Genomic DNA, 17551 nt, shown 5'->3' with positions numbered 1-17551 from the left:
GGATCCCACGGGGGAACGACGGGGGATGCGCCGGTCCGGTGAGGCCTATGAGCAGTCACAGGCCTTGCCGGACCGGCGCTCTTACGTGTTCCGGTGCCCTATGCCTTTCCGGTCAGCGGCTGGCCGCCGCCCACGCGCCCCTGGAGCAACAGGGACAGCGCGGCGTGCACGTCGTCCAGCGAGCGCTCCGGCTGGAACGCCTGCCAGTCCAGGGCCGCCACCAGGACCATGCCCACCAGCGCGGCCGCCGTGAGCGGCACATCGATCTCGTCGCTCAGCTCGCCGCTGCCCACGGCGTCGCGCAGCACGCCCTCCACGACGGCCACCGCCTCCTGGCGGACCACGGCGAGCGTGGACTGCCAGGCACGGTTGGTGCGCCACAGCTCGGCCACGTAGAGCTGGGTGAAGGCCGGGTACCGGTCGATGAAGACCAGGCCCGCGCGGATCATCGCGTCCAGGGCGTCGACTTTGCTGCCGCCCTTGTCTGCAGCCTTCTCCGCCGCTTCCCGCAAGGAGGCGGTCAGAAGTCCGACGCCGTGCCGCAGCAGCTCCTCGAAGAGGACCGACTTACTGGCGAAGTTGTAATAGACGGTGCCCTTCGCCACCCCGGCGCGCTCGGCGATCTCGTCGACCGTCGTGGCGGAGAAACCCTGCTCCGCGATGAGCGTGACAGCGGCCTCGTAGAGCTTCTGCCGGGTGGCCTGGCGCCGTGTGCTGCTTTCCATGCCCCTGATTCTCACAGGCTGCCCCTCGGGCGCGCTCACAGGCTCAGCTCCGGGTGCAGCCGGTCCAGGGTCCACACCTGCTTGCGCCGGGCGGTCAGGGCGGTGAGCGCGAGGGCGCCCGCCGTGAACGCCGCCAGCACCGCGCACGCCTGCCACACGGGCCCGAGCCCGCCGCCGGAGATCAGCCGGCGCAGCGCCTCCACGACGTAGCTCATCGGCAGGAACGGGTGGATCGCGTTGAAGAAGCCCGGACTGGTCTGTACGGGATACGTGCCACCCGCCGACGTCAGCTGCAGCATCAGGAAGGCGAGGACGAGGATGCGGCCCGCCGCCCCGAAGCGTGCGTTCAGCCACTGCACGATGGCCGCGAAGCAGGCCGTGACCAGGCACAGGAAGCCGACGGTGCCTGCCGCGTGCAGCATCTGGAGCCCGAGCGCCCAGTGCAGGACGGACATCAAGGCCGCCACCTGGAGCAGGCCGAGCGCGGCCACCGGCAGCCAGCCCGCCAGCGTCACCCGCCAGGACGACGCGCCCACGGCGAGCGCCCGCCGGTTCAGGGGCGCGATCAGCATGTAGGCGACCATCGCGCCCACCCACAGGGACAGCGGGATGAAGTACGGGGCGAAGCCGGTCCCGTAGTTGGGCGCCTTGTGCAGCGACTGCGAGGCCAGCTGCACGGGGTCGGCCATCACTCCGGTGCGCTGGTCACGGTCCTTCTTGCCGTAGTCGGGGATCTTCCCGACGCCGTCGTGCAGCCCGCCCGCGAGCTTCCCCGAACCGTCCGCCAGTTGGTACATGCCGCCGTCGAGGTCCTGGGCGCCGGTCTCCAGCCTGCCGACTCCCGAGTCGAGGTCGTCGGCGCCGGCCGAGGCCGTGCCGAGCCCGGTGTGCAGCGTCCTGGCGCCCGCGGCGACCTGCCCGGCCCCGTCGTTGAGGCGGTTGATCTGCGCGACCGCCTTCTCGACGTCCCGGTCGAGCGTCGGGGCGTGCCGGGCGAGGGCGGCGGACTGCTGCTGGAGCGTCGCCAGATTGCGGTCCATGGCCGCCAGATCGCCGTTCTGGTCCTGGACGAGGGTGTTCAGGTCGTCCGAGACGGTGGCGACGTCGGCGGCCGCCGTCATGGCCTTCTTCAGGTCCGGGCAGGCCGGGTCGTCGAGCACCGCCTGCGTGCAGCGGCGCTCGTAGATCGCGGCGAGGATGTCCGATCCCGCGTGAGCGCCCTGGCGGGCGGTGGGGGCGAGCTTCACCAGGTCGTCCAGGTGGCGCCGGACGCCCGCGGCCGAGTCGGACACGAGCCGCGCGGTGTCGCCGATCGTCTTCTTGTTGTCCTTGAGGAAGGGCAGCACCTGGTCGGCCGCGCCGTTGACCCGGCTCGCGAGCAACCGCGTACCGTCCGCGACCTGCCGGGACCCCGACTCCAGGTCATCTGCCCCCTTGTCGAGCCTGGTCAGACCGCTCGCCAGGTCACCGCTGCCCTTCTTGGCGTCCTTGAGACCGTCGGCCAGATCCTTCGCGCCCTCCTGGGCCTTGCCGATGCCGCCCCTGAGGTCGTCCGCGCCGTCGGCCGCCTTCTTGGTCGCGTCGTGGATGTCCGAGAAGGAGATGAAGATCTTGTCGAGGAACGAACGCGACGCGTTGGTCGACGCGGCCGAGCGCACCTCCGAGAACACCGTCCGCGAGATCTGTCCGACGATGTAGTTGTTCGCGTCGTTCGTACGCACCTGAAGGGCGCCGGTCTCGGGAGCGTTTCCGGAGCTGGACGCGATCCGCTCGCTGAAGTCCTTCGGCATGGTGAGCGACAGGTAGTACGTGCCGTCCTCCACGCCCTTCGCGGCCCGGGCCGAGTCGACCTCGTGCCACTGGAAGGTGTCGCTGTCGTACAGGCCCTTGGTGATGTCGTCGCCCGCGGTGATCTTCTGACCGCCCGCCTTCGCCCCCTGGTCGTCGTTGACGAGCGCCACGGGGATCTTGTCGAGCCGCCCGTAGGGATCCCAGAAGGACCACAGGTACAGCGCCCCGTAGAGCAGGGGCAGCAGCAGAAGCGCGACGAGCGCGGCGCGCGGCAGCTTCCCTCTGCCGAAGCGCCTCAGCTCAAGCGCGGCCAGCTTCGGCGAGCGCATCGGCCGTCTCCTTCTCGGTGTCGGTCGTGGACGGGTCGGCGGTGCGAGCGGGGGCGGTCGACACGGTGAGCACGCCCTCGGGGGCCTCGCTGCACACGGCGAGCACCGTGATGCCGCCCGCGGCGATGGTGCGCAACCGGTCCCAGATCTCGGCCCGCTCCCGGTCCGAGAGCTTCAGGTCGGTGTCGTCGACGCCGATCAGGCGCGGGCGGCCGATGAGGGCGAGCGCCAGGGAGAGGCGCAGCGCCTCCACCCGCTCCAGGTCGCGCACGGCCGTACGGGCCTTCTTGGGCAGCGTGTCCGGATCGAGCCCCGCACCGGCCAGCGCGGTGTCGATCCGCTCCCGGGCCCGGGCCACGCGCTCCCGGCGCGGGCGCAGCAGCGCGCGCCACGAGCCGTCGAACCGGCGCTGCAACAGCGCCCGCTCCCGCAGATGCTCGGCGACGGTCAGCGCCGGATCGAGATCGGTCACCCCGGGCACGTGCGCGAGCGCGCTCACCCGGCGGACGGCGGTCATCTGCTTGGGCAGCCCGAGTCCGGCCACGCGGGCCGTGCCCTCGGCCGCGCGCATCCGCCCCGTCAGCGCGAGCAGCAGACAGGTGCGCCCGCTGCCGGACGGCCCCTCGACCGCGACGAGCGTCCCCGGCTCCGCGTCGATGTCGACGCCGCGGAACGCCCAGCCCCGCGGTCCCTTCACCCCGAAGCCCGCGGCGACGACGGCGGCCCCGCCCTGCGGCCCGTCCATGACCCTCCCCTTGTGACCCGACTGCCTTTGTGACCCGACCACCTTTTGAACTGACTGGTCAGTGCAAAAAACTAACCCGAACCTTCGATCGAAGCAAAGTCGCAGGTCAGGGCCGATTGTCAGTGGCGTCGTCCACTATCGACACATACGGCCACTGCGCCGTCACACAGACGACAGGAGGTTCGTCATGGCCGGACATCGCGCATCCACCGCGGCCGCCGCCGCACGACGCCGCGCCGCCACTGGCCCTGCCCCCTCACCCACCGGCCCCGCGAGCGACGTCCACCCGGTGCTGCGCCGGGCCGGCGCGCCGCCCGCCGCCCTCGATCTGCTCGCCCAGGCCCGCACGGGGCTCGACGAGGCGGAGACCCTCGAAGCGCCGAACGAGCGGTACGCGACGGCCCACCTGGCCGCCCTGCGCACCGCCGCCGCCGTGCTCGCCGCCCGTGGCCGTCCTGAACCCACCCCCAGGCGCCGCGCCCGGATCCGCAGCGCCTGGGAGGTGCTCCCCGAGATAGCGCCCGAACTGGCCGAGTGGAGCGTCCTGTTCGCCTCCGGCGCCACCCGCCGGGCCCGCGCGGAGGCGGGCATCCGCGGCGCGGCCAGCGCCCGCGACGCCGACGATCTGCTGCGCGACGTGGCGATGTTCCTGCGCCTCGTCGAGCGGATGCTCGTCCTGCAGCCGGTCCTGCCGGGACCACGGCAGGACGGCGGGGAGCGGGGCGTGCCCGACGCCGGGTGAGCGCCGGCGATGCCCCACGTCCGGGCCCATTAGGGTGGAGTCGCCCGAACCAGTTCTCGCTCCGCCCGTCGGCCGGAGCCGCGCCGAGGAGTCACCTGCAGTGTCGGACCCGACTCGCCCGCCCGCCTCCCGTCGCCCGTCGCAGCCGACGTCACAGCGCTCCGACCCCTTCGGCCCCCGCGCCTCGCTCCGTACCGCCGTGGTCTGGGAAGTCCTCAAGGACGCCCTCGACCGGCGCACCAAGGCCGCCGGAAGCCAGGCGCACCCAGCTCTCGACGTTCTCGACACCGGCGGCGGCAGCGGCAACTTCGCGGTGCCGGTCGCCCGCCTCGGCCACCGCGTGACCGTCGTCGACCCCAGTCCGAACGCGCTGTTCGCGCTGGAGCGCCGCGCCGCCGAGGCCGGGGTCGCCGACCGGGTGCGCGGCGTCCAGGGCGATGTCTCCGGACTGTTCGACGTCGTCGAGCGCGACGGCTACGACGCGGTGCTCTGCCACGGCGTCCTGGAGTACGTCGAGGAGCCGGAGGAGGGCGTGCGCAACGCCGTGGACGCGCTGCGCCCGGGTGGTGTGCTGAGCCTGCTCGCCGCGGGTGTCGGCGGCGCCGTGCTCGCGCGGGCCCTCGCCGGTCACTTCAAGGAAGCCCGGCAGGCGCTCGACGATCCGGCGGGCCGCTGGGGCGACGCCGACCCGGTGCCCCGGCGCTTCACCGCCGAGCAGCTCACCCGGTTGGTCGCCGACGCGGGAGTGGATGTCGGCGCGGTGCACGGCGTGCGGGTCTTCGCCGATCTGGTCCCCGGAGTCCTGGTGGACACCGAGCCCGGAGCCCTTCAGGAACTGCTCAGGCTGGAAGCGGCCGCCGCCGAACAGCCCGCCTTCCACGCCGTGGCGACCCAACTGCACGTGCTCGGTGAGAAGCAGGTGCGGGACGGGGCCTGAGTGCCCGCTGTGCCGCACCGCTGATCAGCGGCGCAGCGGCAGATGGAGTACGCCACAGGCCCCCCGCTCCGGCGCCCGGCGCCGTATGATCGGGGGAGACCGCCCGGCATGACGGGTCGGCCACCGGGGAATGACGTCCCAGGAGGCCGGAGCGGCGTGATGCGGTCCGGAATGGTGAAGTTGGCGTAGAGGGGCGGGTTTCACGGGGGCGATTCCCTGCCTATCCTGAAGGGGACCCCCGGTCGCCCCGGCGACTGCACGATGAGGAGGACTCCGTGCCGCTCTCGGAGCACGAGCAGCGAATGCTCGAGCAAATGGAGCGAGCGCTGTACGCCGAAGATCCCAAGTTCGCGACAGCGCTTGAGGGAAGCGGGCTGCGTACATACACCCGACGTCGGGTCTACCAGGCCGTGGCCGGTTTCCTGGTGGGTATCGCGCTCCTCATGGCTGGAATGGTCGCGAAGCAGATCTGGATCAGCGTGGTGGGATTCCTCGTCATGCTGGGGTGCGCGGTGCTCGCCGTCACCGGCTGGCGCAAAGCGCCCAAGCCGGGCGAACAGCCGGCCGGAGCCGTGCCGGGAGGCACCGCGGCCCGGCGCCAGAGCAAACCGAAGCGGTCGATGATGGACCGCATCGAGGAGCGCTGGCAGCGCCGCCGCGACGAGCAGGGCGGCAGCCGCTGATCACCTCCGCGTCCTGCGCGGGGTCCGGTTGATCGAAGCACGTGCGTGAGATGTACGTGCGTGGGATGTACGTGAGTGAGGGGTGACCGCGGGATGCGGTCACCCTCTGTGCGCTCCGCGCCCGAACACGGATGAAGGCCCGGCCCCCGCGGGGGCCGGGCCTTCGAGCGCTCCGCGTCAGCCCTCCTGACCGGACAGCCGGGACCGGGCCGCGGTCCAGCGGGCCCGCAGCCCCGCGGTGAACCGTGCCCGGCGCTCGGCCAGGGCCCACACCACCCGGACGGCCGAGCGCGGTGCGAGCGTCGCGCGCAGCCGCGTCATGCGGCTCGCCTCCGCGTGCAGTCCGGCGTGCACCCGCCGGACGTCCTCACCGAGACCCGAAACAGGCTGTGGCCGAGGCGCGTACAGCGCCTGCTCGACCGCCGCGGCCACCCGCCGCACCGCGTCGGCGGCCGGCTCCTTCAGCTGCCCGAGACGCACGATCCGGGCCGCCGCCTTGCGCGGAGTCTGCGAATCGTCCGGCGCGATGCCGTGATCCCACGCCGTGTCCGTGACCTCGCGCCATGCCGCCAGGGCGGGACCGGTGACCATGGCGTCACTGCGGACGTCCCGCGCGACGCCGCGCCCCCCCGCCGTGTCCGCGACCCCGCGCCACCCGGCCGGGCCGGCTCCGGTGACATCGACGCCGGTCCGGCCCCCGGAGCCCAGGCGCCGCGCCCGGACCCGCAGCCGCCACAGCATCGGCAGCAGCGGCACCAGCACGGCCAGCAGCACCGCGAGCGTCACCAGCAGGATCGAGCCGACCGGCGGCCCGTCGTCATGGGGACCCGGGTCCGGCGTGGGAAGGAGCGCGGCGCACTGGCCCTCCTTGCGCTGCTGCCGCGAGCAGCTCTCCATCGGCAGGGGGGCGTCCGCGGACGCCGAGTCCGAGGCGGACTCGCTGGGCGCCGCCGAGACGGACGAGTCATCGGTCGGCGTGTTGTCCTGCGTGTACTCCGGAGTGAAGCCACGGGTCGGCGTCGGCTCGAAGCGGGTCCAGCCGATCCCCTCGAAGTACAGCTCCGGCCAGGCGTGCGCGTCCCGAAGCCCCACCGAGTACGTACCGTCACCCGAGGCGGAGCCCGGGGTGAAGCCGACCGCGACCCGGGCCGGGATGCCGAGCGTCCTGGCCATCGCCGCCATCGAGAAGGCGAAGTGGACGCAGAAGCCCTCCTTCTGCTTCAGGAAGCGCACGATCGCGGCGGAACCACTGCCCGCCTGCACATCGGTGTTGTACGTGAACCCGCCGTCGACCGCGAAGTAGTCCTGGAGCTTCACCGCGCGCTCGTAGTCGTTCGCCGCGCCCCGCGTGACCCGGACCGCCGTGCGGCTCACCACGTCCGGCAGCGACGCGGGCACCTTCGTGAACTCCTTCAGCAGCTTGTCCGGCGGCTGCCCGGCATTGGCCAACTGCTGCGCCGTCGGCTGCACCACCAGGCTCTTGACGCTGTACAGCTTGCCGCGCGTCGTCTGCCCGTGGTCGCCCACCAGGGTCCGGCCGACCTCCTCGAACCGCCAGCGCCCGTCGATCGACACCTTGGAGGCGGGATACGGCATCGGCAGCCAGTCCTGGCTGTACCAGTCGGCTGCCTTGATGTTCGTCTCCACCTCCGTCCTGCGGATGTCCGGGCCGAGGCCCGGCGGGGTCGGCAGCGTCGAGGGAACGTCGCCGATGCTGCGCACCGAGGGACGCCAGGTGGTGCCGTCGAACTCGTCGAGCGAGACGATCCGCAGGTACAGATCCGAGGTCTGCTCGGCGTTGGTCCGGTACGTCATCACCGTCCGGTCCTCCGGCTGGTTCAGACTGTTCTGCAGCGAGACCAGCGGATTGACCGCGGAGATCGTGCCGCCGCCGCCAGAACCGGCCCCCACGCCCGAACCGGACGGGCCGAGCACACCGCCGTTCAGCGCGGGCAGCGCCCATGCCACCACCAGGGCGATGCCCAGGGACACGGCGCCGATGCGCCGACCGGTGCGGACCGGGGCGGTCGCGCCGCTCGGCCCGTCACCCACCGGCGCCCGGCCGGGACCGCGCCCCGCGCCGCCGAAGACCCGCCCCCACTGGGAGAGCCGGTCGCGCCCCTCGGCGAGCAGCAGCACCAGATAGCCGCCGGCCGCGAGGAGGAACCACAGCCAGTCGAGGCCGCCCTCGGAGAGTCCGGCGGCCACCGAGTACAGCGCCAGCAGGGGCAGCCCGGCCGGCGCCGCGCTGCGGAACGTCACCGCCAGCGCGTCCACCGCGAGCCCGATCACCAGCGCGCCGCCCACCAGCATCAGCCGGATGCCGTCGGACACCGGCGCCGGGATCGCGTACCGGCTGACGTCGTCGCCGCCCGCCTCCAGGAGCAGCCCGAAGTACTTGAAGGCATCCGGTCCCGGGACGATCGCGCCGATCGCCTGCTCGCGGGCGAAGGACACCGTGAGCAGCAGCAACGACACCAGCGCCTGCGCGGCGATCGTCAGCGGCCGGGCCAGCGGCACCCTGCGCGCCACGGCGCCCACCGCCGCCTGGATCGTCAGCAGGATCGCCGCTTCGAGCAGCCACGCCGACGTGTCGACCAGGGGCAGCAGGGAGCACGACGCCAGGAAAGTGGCCAGCGTCGCGCAGATCGACAGTCGGGCACCACCGCTCATGACCGGCCCCCAGCCGTGCTCGTACCGGCCGTGTGCGCGCCCGAACGGTCCCGGTCCGCCTGCCGCCACACCTCCACCAGGGACGCGCCGGCCGGTACGGCCACCGCCGTCCAGCCCGCCTCCTGGAGCATCCGCAGCCGCTCCGCGCAGCGTGCGGCCGGGGCCGCGTCCGTGCCCTGCGCCCAGGTCTCGCTGTCCAGCAGGAAGGCGATCGCGCCACCGCTGCGCTGACGCATCTTGGCGGCCACAGCGGCCTGTTCCTCGTCCAGATCACCGAAGAAGGCGATCAGCAGTCCTTCGTTCCCACCGCGCAGCACGTCGTACGCGGACGAGAGCGACGCCAGGTCCGAGTGGTCGACGACGGCGAGCGTGTCCATCATCAGGCCCGCGGCGTCGGCCGACCCCTGGCTCGCGCCCGCGAACCCGTCGCTGCCCTCGCCCGGCACGGAGGCGCCGGTGTCGGTGAGCAGCCGGACCGAGAAGCCCCGCTCCAGCATGTGGACCAGGGCGGAGGCCGCGCCGGACACCGCCCACTCGAAGGCCGAGTCGGGGCCCGCGCCCTGGAAGGCGCGCTCGCGCGTGTCGAGCAGCACCGTGCAGCGGGCCCGCTGCGGCTGCTCCTCGCGGCGCACCATCAGCTCGCCGTAGCGCGCCGTCGAGCGCCAGTGGACGCGGCGCAGATCGTCGCCGTGGCGGTACCCGCGCGGGATCACGTCGTCCTCGCCGGCCAGCGCCAGCGAGCGCTGCCGCCCGTCCCCGTACCCCTTGGCCTCGCCGGCCAGCCGCACCGGCGGCAGCGCCTCCACGCGCGGGATCACCGTCAGGGTGTCGTACGTGGAGAAGGAGCGGGTCAGCTCGCACATGCCGAAGGGGTCGGTCAGACGCAGCTGGAGCGGGCCCAGCGGATAGCGGCCGCGCAGGTCGGAGCGGACCCGGTAGGACACCTCGCGGCGGCCGCTCGCCTCGACCCGGTCGAGCACGAAGCGGGGCCGCGGCCCGAGCACGTACGGCACCCGGTCCTGGAGCATCAGCAGGCCGGTGGGGAGCCGGGAGATGTTGTCGATCCGCAGATGCACCCGCGCCTCGGAACTCGCGGGCACGCGCGCGGGGGAGAGACGCCGGCTGCCCGCGACCCGGTAGCGGGTGCGGTACAGCACGCCCGCGCAGACCAGCGGCAGCACCGCGAGCAGCAGCCCGACCCGGCGCAGATCGTTCTGCCCCAGGACATAGGCGCAGATGGTCGCGGCGATACCGGCCGCGAGGAACGAGCGGCCGCGCGTGGTCAGTCCGGACAGCGCCGTGCGCAGCCCGCTCTTGTCACCCTTGTCGTTCGTCGCGCCGCCGTCCGTGAATCCGCCCCCGGGGTCGGCCGCGTGATACCCCCCGGCCGTCATCACGGCCTCCGTGTGCCGGGCGACTGCTGGCCGTACATCGGGGACGTCGTGGTGTCGAAGCCCTGCTGGGCGGCGCGGATGTCCGCGGCCGGGACCGGGGTGCGCTGCAGGATGTCCAGGACGACCTGCTCGGCCGTGCGCCGGTTCAACTGCGCCTGCGCGGTGGGCAGCAGACGGTGCGCCAGGACCGCCACGGCCAGCGCCTGCACATCGTCCGGCAGCGCGTACTCGCGCCCGCTGAGGGCGGCCGACGCCTTGGCCGCGCGCAGCAGGTGCAGCGTCGCGCGCGGGGAGGCGCCGAGTCTGAGATCCGGGTGGGTGCGCGTGGCGGCGACCAGGTCCACCGCGTAGCGCCGTACGGCGTCGGCGACATGGACCGTGCGCACGGCGTCCACCAGCTTCACGATGTCGTGCGCGTGCGCCACCGGCTGGAGGTCGTCGAGCGGCGACACCCCGCCGTGCACGTCGAGCATCTGCAGCTCGGCCTCCGGGCTGGGATAGCCGATGGAGACCCGGGCCATGAAGCGGTCGCGCTGGGCCTCGGGCAGCGGATACGTGCCCTCCATCTCGACCGGGTTCTGCGTCGCCACCACCATGAAGGGGCTGGGCAGTTCGTAGGACTTGCCGTCGATGGTGACCTGACGCTCCTCCATGGACTCCAGCAGCGCGGACTGGGTCTTCGGCGAGGCGCGGTTGATCTCGTCGCCGATCACGATCTGGGCGAAGATCGCGCCCGGCTTGAACTCGAAGTCCCGCCGCTGCTGGTCGAAGATGGACACACCGGTGATGTCCGACGGCAGCAGGTCGGGAGTGAACTGGATGCGGCGCACCGAGCAGTCGATGGACCGTGCGAGCGCCTTGGCGAGCATCGTCTTGCCGACGCCCGGTACATCCTCGATGAGCAGGTGTCCCTCGGCGAGGAGCACCGTCAGCGAAAGCCGTACGACCTCCGGCTTGCCCTCGATCACACCCTCCACCGACCTGCGGACCCGCTCCGCAGTGGTGGTCAGATCAGTGAGGCTCGCTCGATCGTCATAGGTCGTCACCCGGCCCTCCTCGGCCCGTACTTTCCGGGCCGACGCTCTGTGACGCGGACCGGCCCACCCCGAAACACGGACACCACGCGCGAAGAGTTCCGACGCCCGCGCGAGGTGTCACACCCGCATTCTTGTTGCCGTTACCGGTTCGTGTCACTCGCCTGTGGATAACTGGCCGCGATATGTCGGGGCTTACGACCTTTTGAGCGGACGGCCGAGCGGCCGTCCGCCCATTCCCGCGCTCAGGCCGGGGTGATTTCCCGCAGCCGCCCGGTCTTCACGTCGAACACAAAACCGCGGATGTCGTCGGTGTGCAGAAGGAAGGGAGAGGTGCGCACCTTCTCAATCGACTGCCGCACGTCCTGGTCGACATCGCGGAAGCCCTCGACGGCCCAGCTCGGACGCTGGCCGACCTCCAGCTCCAGCTCGTGCCGGAACTCCTCCGTGAGCGATTCCAGGCCGCACGTCGTGTGGTGGATGAGGACCACGCTGCGGGTGCCGAGAGCGCGCTGGCTGATGGTCAGCGAGCGGATCACGTCGTCGGTCACGACACCGCCCGCGTTGCGGATCGTGTGGCAGTCGCCCAGTTGGAGGCCGAGCGCCTTGTGCAGGTCGAGGCGCGCGTCCATGCACGCCACCACGGCGACGCGCAACACGGGGCGCGCGTCCATGCCGGGGTCGGTGAACGCCTCGGCGTACTGCCCGTTCGCCTCGACCAGGCGGTCCGTCACGGTGCCGTCGGCCGATATGGCGCCGTCGGAGGGGAGGGATGCGGAAGTCGTCATGGTGACGACGTTACTGGTCACCGAAGTGCGGGGCCTGCTGTGAGAGGGGACAAAGAAGGCCTTCGAGCCTTGTTGTGAGCTAACCCACAGGGCGTTCCCGCCTCCTCCGAACAGGTGAATTCGACGGAGGTACGGCTTCCTCGGGAAGCAGTCCGCGACGCGCAGGCCGGTTGATTGACCGGGGGTCGCCGTGGACTAAAGTGACGCCGAACCCCATTAACGAAGCAACACGGAGAACCCGGCGCTGCCGGACGCTCCCCGCGTGCGCGGCGCGTACGTACGGCTCGGCCTCCTCCCGCTCCGGTCGGCCGGCGTCACTTCCCCGGCGCCGACGGACCACCATCCCCTTCATGAGCGGGCGGGGACCCGGCAGTGCGTCCGCGCCGGCCCGCCGGACCTGAGAGGGCCTCTTGAGTCAGCGACACGTCCCGGTCATGCTCCAGCGCTGCCTGGACATGTTGGCCCCCGCGCTGGCCCAGCCGGGCGCGGTCGTCGTCGACTGCACGCTCGGCCTCGGCGGCCACAGCGAAGCCCTGCTCAGCACGTTCCCCTCCTGCCGTCTCGTCGCGCTGGACCGCGACAAGGAGGCGCTGCGCCTGTCGGGCGAGCGCCTCGCCCCCTTCGGTGACCGGGCCACCCTGGTGCACGCCGTCTACGACGAACTGCCCGAGGTCCTGGACCGCTTGGGCATCCCGCGCGTCCAGGGCGTCCTGTTCGACCTCGGCGTCTCCTCCATGCAGCTCGACGAGGCCGACCGCGGCTTCGCCTACGCGCAGGACGCGCCGCTCGACATGCGCATGGACCAGACGACGGGGATGAGCGCCGCGGAGGTCCTCAACACCTACCCCGCGGGCGAACTGGTGCGCATCCTGCGCCAGTACGGCGAGGAGAAGCAGGCCAAGCGCATCGTCTCGGCCGTCGTGCGCGAGCGCGAGAAGGAGCCGTTCAGCAACAGCGCGCGGCTCGTCGAGCTGATCAGGGACGCGCTGCCGCAGGCCGCCAAGCGCACCGGCGGCAACCCGGCCAAGCGCACCTTCCAGGCCCTGCGCATCGAGGTCAACGGCGAGCTGAGCGTCCTGGAGCGGGCGATCCCGGCCGCGGTGAAGGCGCTCGCCGTCGGCGGCCGGATCGCCGTGCTGTCCTACCAGTCGCTAGAGGACCGCCTCGTCAAGCAGGTCCTCGCGGCCGGCGCGGCCACCACGGCGCCGCCCGGACTGCCCGTGGTCCCCGAGCAGTACCAGCCCCGCCTGCAGTTGCTCACGCGCGGCGCCGAACTCCCCACGGAGGAAGAGGTCGCCGAGAACCGCCGGGCCGCCCCGGCACGGCTGCGGGGTGCGCAGCGGATCCGCGAGGACGTGAACGGATGACGGTCGAGTGAGGCACGCGCGCGTGGAGGGGTGGTCATGAGCGCCAGAAGTGACGCGCAAGGAACCAAGAACTCCAAAGGAGCCAAGAGCTCACGGAGTTCCGGCGGCCCGTCCCGAGGACCACGCGGACGGGTGGCACGGCTCGCGCGCTTCCTCCCCGTCGCGCCCTCCGGCGGCTCACAGGCCGCGCGCACGCCGTTCGTCCTCCTCGTCGTGCTGCTGCTCGGCGGCGGGCTCATCACGCTCCTGATGCTGAACTCCTCGCTCAACGAAGGATCGTTCAAGCTCACCAAGCTCAGGAAGCAGACCACCGAGCTGACCGACGACGAGCAGGAGCTCCAGCGCGAGGTCGACTCCTACTCCGCGCCCGACGCCCTCCAGCGCCGCGCCCGTGAACTCGGCATGGTCCCCGGCGGCGACCCCGCGTTCCTGAACCCCGATGGCACCGTCCGCGGCCTGCCGAGCCCGGCCTCGCTGCCCCTGCCGTCCCGGCAGCAGACGCCCCGCCCGCCCGAGGCCGAGCCGACGGCCCCGGCGCCGAGCGCCACCCCGGCACCCGGCGCCTCGGCCTCCGCGCCGCCCGCGCCGACCTCCACGCCCACCGCCTCCACCCCCACGGCCCCCGCCCCTTCCAGCTCCGGCAGGTGACGTCATGACCGACAGGCAGCCTCCGCGCCGTCGCGTCCCGGGACCCGCGCGCCCGGTCAGAACCGCCAGGCCCGGAGCCCAGCGGCGCTCCGGCCCCGGCGCGCGCCCCGCCGCACGGCGCCCGCGCCCCGCCGGGACGAAGGGCTCCACCCCACTGCGCCTGGGCAGCCCACGGCCCCGCCTGCGGATGGTGAGCCTGGGCCTCACGCTCGTCCTCATGGTCTTCACCGTGCGGCTCCTCCAGGTGCAGGGCGTCGACGCGAGCGCGTACGCGGCCAAGGCCCAGCTGAACCGCTTCGTCAGCCACACGATCGCCGCCGAGCGCGGGCAGATCACCGACCGCGGCGGCGTCGCGCTGGCCACGAGCGTGGACGCGTACGACATCACGGCCGACCCGACGATGTTCACCAAGAAGGTCACGAAGGTCGCCGACGCCCCCGAGCAGGCGGCCGCGCTCCTGTCGCCGATCGTCGGGGTCGACACCGCCACCCTCACCAAGCGGCTGAAGACCAGGAACACCCGGTACGTGCGGCTGGCCGCACGGCAGACGCCGCAGGTCTGGAAGCAGATCAAGGACCTCAGGTCCACCCTGAACGACAAGGCGAACGCCGAGGGCCGGGAGGCGAGCGTGCTCTCCGGCGTCCTCGCCGACCCCAGCAGCAAGCGGGTGTACCCCAACGGCGACCTCGCCGCCGGGATACTGGGCTGGGTCAACGCCGACGGCAAGGGCGGCGGCGGGGTCGAGCAGCAGCTCAACAAGCAGCTGTCGGGCAAGGACGGCAAGATCCGGTACGCGCAGTCCGGCGGCCGCCAGGTGCCGACGGCCGGCAGCACCGAGCAGCCTGCGGTGGCCGGCTCCGACGTCGAGCTGACCATCGACCGGGACATCCAGTGGGCCGCGCAGGACGCGATCACCGAGCAGGTCAAGAAGTCCGGGGCCGACCGCGGCTACGTGATAGTGCAGGACACGCAGACCGGCGAGGTCCTGGCCATGGCCAACGCGCCCGGCTTCGACCCCAACGACCTCGGCCACGCGAACTCGGCGGCCCTCGGCAACGCCGCGCTCCAGGACGCCTACGAGCCCGGCTCCACCGCCAAGGTGATGTCGATGGCGGCGGTCCTGGAGGAGAACGCGGCGACGCCGCTGACCCACGTCACCGTGCCCAACCGGCTGCACCGCGGCGACCGCCTCTTCCAGGACGACATCGACCACGAGACCTGGCACCTCACGCTCAACGGCGTGCTCGCCAAGTCCAGCAACATCGGCACCATCCTGGCCACCGGCCAGCTCGGCAGGACGCAGCCCGAGGCCAACCGGACGCTCTCCTCGTACCTGCGCAAGTTCGGCATCGGCTCGGCCAGCGGCCTCGGCTTCCCCGGCGAGACGCCCGGCATCCTCGCCCCCGCCGACAAGTGGTCGACGTCGCAGCAGTACACGATCCCGTTCGGCCAGGGCTTCTCCATCAACGCGATGCAGGCGGCCTCCGTCTACTCGACCATCGCCAACGGCGGCGTACGGGTCGAACCCACCCTGGTGCGCGGCTCCACCGGCGCCGACGGCAAGTTCGTCGCCGCGCCCAAGCCGAAGCAGACCCGCGTCGTGAGCGAGAAAACGGCGCGCAAGGTCGCGCAGATGCTCGAGTCGGTCGTCGACGACGTGGAGGGCACCGGCACCGCGGCCCGGATCCCCGGCTACCGCGTCGCGGGCAAGACGGGCACCGCCAACCGCGTGGACCCCGAAACCGGCCGCTACAAGGGCTACACGTCGTCGTTCGCCGGATTCGCGCCCGCCGACAAGCCGCGCGTCACCGTCTACTGCGCCATCCAGAACGCCACGAAGGGGAGCTACTTCGGCGGCCAGATCTGCGGCCCCATCTACAAGAAGGTCATGGAGTTCGCCCTCAAGACCCTCCAAGTCCCGCCCACGGGCGCCAAGTCCGCGAAACTGCCCGTCAATTTCAAGCCATGACGGTCGGAACCGGCCGGACCGGCCGTGACCATGATCACCCCACACAGTGAAGACAGCCTGAAGACCCCGTGACAACCATCACCCCCGATCCGGGGAACCAGCCCGCGCCACGCCCCTCGCTTCGCCCAGGGCGGGCCCGGCCCGGTACGCTCACCGCCGTGCCACACGCTGATCAGTCCCAAACCACCCAGAAGGGCGCACCCGTGACCTATCCCGGGCCGCCGCGACCGGCCGACGTCACCGCCGCACCCCTCGCGGAACTGGCCGGTCAGCTGGGCGTCGCCGCGCCCCGGGCCACGGTCGAGGTCACCGGCATCACCCATGACTCCCGTGCGGTCCGCCCCGGCGACCTGTACGCGGCCCTGCCCGGAGCCCGCGCCCACGGCGCCGACTTCGCCGCGCAGGCCGCGAGTCTCGGCGCCGTCGCCGCGCTCACCGACCCGGCGGGCGCCGACCGCGTCACCGCCGCGGGGCTCGCCGCGCTCGTCGTCGAGAACCCGCGCGGACACATGGGCGAGCTGGCCGCGACCATTTACGGCCACCCCGGCCGGGACCTGCTGCAGATCGGCATCACCGGCACGTCCGGGAAGACCACGACCGCGTACCTCGTCGAGGGCGGTCTGAAGCAGGTGCGCTCCACCGGGCTCATCGGCACGGTCGAGATGCGCATCGGCGACGAGCGGATCAAGTCCGAGCGGACCACCCCCGAAGCCACCGACCTCCAGGCCCTGTTCGCCGTCATGCGCGAGCGCGGCGTCGACGCCGTCGCCATGGAGGTCTCCAGCCACGCCCTCGTGCTCGGCCGGGTCGACGGCTGCGTCTTCGACGTCGCCGTCTTCAACAACCTCAGCCCGGAGCACATGGAGTTCCACCGGGACATGGAGGACTACTTCCAGGCGAAGGCGCAGCTGTTCACACGTGCGCGCAGCAAACAGGGCGTCGTGAACCACGACGACGAGTACGGCCGCCGCCTCATCGAGGAGTCCGAGGTCCCCGTCGTCACCTTCTCCGCGGAGGGTCACCCCGACGCCGACTGGCGCGCCGAGGACGTCGAGGTCGGCCCGCTGGGCTCGACGCTGACCGTCGTCGGCCCCAAGGGCGAGCGGATCACCGCCATGGCACCACTGCCGGGCCCCTTCAACGTCGCGAACACCCTCGCCGCGATCGTCACCCTGGCCGTCGCCGGGATCGACCCGCAGACCGCGGCCGACGGGGTCGCCGCCGTGCCGGGCGTGCCCGGCCGCCTCGAGCGCGTGGACGCCGGACAGGACTACCTCGCCGTCGTCGACTACGCGCACAAGACCGACGCCGTCGAGTCCGTCCTCAAGGCGCTGCGCAAGGTCACCGAGAACAAGCTGCACATCGTGCTGGGCTGCGGCGGCGACCGGGACAGGACCAAGCGGATGCCGATGGGCGCCGCCGCCGCGCGGTTCGCCGACACGGCCATCCTCACCTCCGACAACCCCCGCGGCGAGGACCCCCTCGCGATCCTCGCCACGATGCTCGCGGGCGCGGCCGACGTGCCGGCCCACGAGCGCGGCGACGTCGCCGTCTTCGAGGACCGGGCCGCCGCCATCGCCGCCGCCGTCGCACGCGCCGAGCCCGGCGACACCGTGCTCGTCGCCGGCAAGGGCCACGAGCAGGGACAGGACATCGCCGGGGTGGTGCGTCCCTTCGACGACCGCCTGGTGCTTCGCGAAGCCATCGAGCAAACCCAGGGATGAAG

At 72.4% G+C, this 17551-nt stretch carries 14 protein-coding genes; 7 read left to right on the top strand and 7 right to left on the bottom strand.

The window, feature by feature from the left end; all coding sequences use genetic code 11:
* Positions 1 to 98: 98 nt before the first annotated feature.
* From K377_RS04425 to K377_RS04415, 3 genes are read right to left on the bottom strand one after another with little or no spacing between them, the layout of a single operon-like run.
* Complete coding sequence (locus tag K377_RS04425) at positions 99 to 725, bottom strand: TetR/AcrR family transcriptional regulator (RefSeq protein WP_111661799.1); 627 nt, start codon at positions 723 to 725, stop codon at positions 99 to 101.
* 35 nt (positions 726 to 760) lie between these two features.
* A complete protein-coding gene (locus tag K377_RS04420) occupies positions 761 to 2845 on the bottom strand; it encodes a YhgE/Pip family protein (protein WP_111661798.1) in 2085 nt (694 codons plus the stop codon).
* Positions 2817 to 3590, bottom strand: coding sequence for an ATP-binding cassette domain-containing protein (locus K377_RS04415; protein WP_111661797.1), 774 nt, complete (start codon positions 3588 to 3590; stop codon positions 2817 to 2819). The genes K377_RS04420 and K377_RS04415 overlap by 29 nt, the downstream gene beginning before the upstream one ends.
* A 187-nt stretch (positions 3591 to 3777) precedes the next feature.
* Between K377_RS04415 and K377_RS04410 the strand changes: the two genes are divergently transcribed.
* From K377_RS04410 to K377_RS04400, 3 genes are all read left to right on the top strand, one after another.
* A complete protein-coding gene (locus K377_RS04410) occupies positions 3778 to 4332 on the top strand; it encodes an SAV_6107 family HEPN domain-containing protein (RefSeq protein WP_111661796.1) in 555 nt (184 codons plus the stop codon).
* A 100-nt stretch (positions 4333 to 4432) separates the two neighbouring features.
* On the top strand, positions 4433 to 5269 hold the full coding sequence (locus K377_RS04405; RefSeq protein ID WP_111661795.1) for a methyltransferase: 837 nt from the start codon (positions 4433 to 4435) through the stop codon (positions 5267 to 5269).
* Between the two features lie 275 nt (positions 5270 to 5544).
* Positions 5545 to 5952 carry a DUF3040 domain-containing protein gene (locus K377_RS04400; RefSeq protein ID WP_111661794.1) on the top strand — a complete coding sequence of 136 codons (408 nt, stop codon included), beginning with the start codon at positions 5545 to 5547 and terminating at the stop codon, positions 5950 to 5952.
* A 177-nt stretch (positions 5953 to 6129) separates the two neighbouring features.
* Here K377_RS04400 and K377_RS04395 read toward each other — a convergent pair whose 3' ends face one another.
* From K377_RS04395 to K377_RS04380, 4 genes are all read right to left on the bottom strand, one after another.
* Positions 6130 to 8625 (bottom strand): DUF3488 and transglutaminase-like domain-containing protein, encoded by a 2496-nt coding sequence (locus K377_RS04395; protein WP_111662177.1) that lies wholly within the window; start codon positions 8623 to 8625, stop codon positions 6130 to 6132.
* Complete coding sequence (locus tag K377_RS04390; protein WP_237551512.1) at positions 8622 to 10019, bottom strand: DUF58 domain-containing protein; 1398 nt, start codon at positions 10017 to 10019, stop codon at positions 8622 to 8624. The genes K377_RS04395 and K377_RS04390 overlap by 4 nt, the downstream gene beginning before the upstream one ends.
* Positions 10019 to 11065 (bottom strand): MoxR family ATPase, encoded by a 1047-nt coding sequence (locus tag K377_RS04385; RefSeq protein WP_111661793.1) that lies wholly within the window; start codon positions 11063 to 11065, stop codon positions 10019 to 10021. The genes K377_RS04390 and K377_RS04385 overlap by 1 nt, the downstream gene beginning before the upstream one ends.
* Before the next feature lie 233 nt (positions 11066 to 11298).
* On the bottom strand, positions 11299 to 11841 hold the full coding sequence (locus K377_RS04380; protein ID WP_181512477.1) for a carbonic anhydrase: 543 nt from the start codon (positions 11839 to 11841) through the stop codon (positions 11299 to 11301).
* 410 nt (positions 11842 to 12251) lie between these two features.
* Here K377_RS04380 and rsmH point away from each other — a divergent pair, with 410 nt between their 5' ends.
* The 4 genes from rsmH to K377_RS04360 all read left to right on the top strand — a co-directional run bounded on the left by rsmH (position 12252) and on the right by K377_RS04360 (position 17549).
* Entirely contained in the window at positions 12252 to 13208 is a 957-nt protein-coding gene (rsmH, locus tag K377_RS04375; protein ID WP_258394970.1) for a 16S rRNA (cytosine(1402)-N(4))-methyltransferase RsmH, read from the top strand.
* A 36-nt stretch (positions 13209 to 13244) separates the two neighbouring features.
* Positions 13245 to 13856 carry a septum formation initiator family protein gene (locus K377_RS04370; protein ID WP_111661790.1) on the top strand — a complete coding sequence of 204 codons (612 nt, stop codon included), beginning with the start codon at positions 13245 to 13247 and terminating at the stop codon, positions 13854 to 13856.
* A 4-nt stretch (positions 13857 to 13860) separates the two neighbouring features.
* Positions 13861 to 15825 carry a penicillin-binding protein 2 gene (locus tag K377_RS04365; protein ID WP_111661789.1) on the top strand — a complete coding sequence of 655 codons (1965 nt, stop codon included), beginning with the start codon at positions 13861 to 13863 and terminating at the stop codon, positions 15823 to 15825.
* Positions 15826 to 15893: 68 nt separating this feature from the next.
* Positions 15894 to 17549, top strand: coding sequence for a UDP-N-acetylmuramoyl-L-alanyl-D-glutamate--2,6-diaminopimelate ligase (locus K377_RS04360; protein WP_111661788.1), 1656 nt, complete (start codon positions 15894 to 15896; stop codon positions 17547 to 17549).
* Positions 17550 to 17551: the final 2 nt, after the last annotated feature.

Origin of the sequence: Streptomyces sp. PsTaAH-137 (assembly GCF_003259365.1) — a bacterium.
GTDB lineage: Bacteria > Actinomycetota > Actinomycetes > Streptomycetales > Streptomycetaceae > Streptomyces.
Note: the sequence above shows the minus strand (reverse complement) of the source record. Positions and strands in the feature narration are given on the sequence as shown.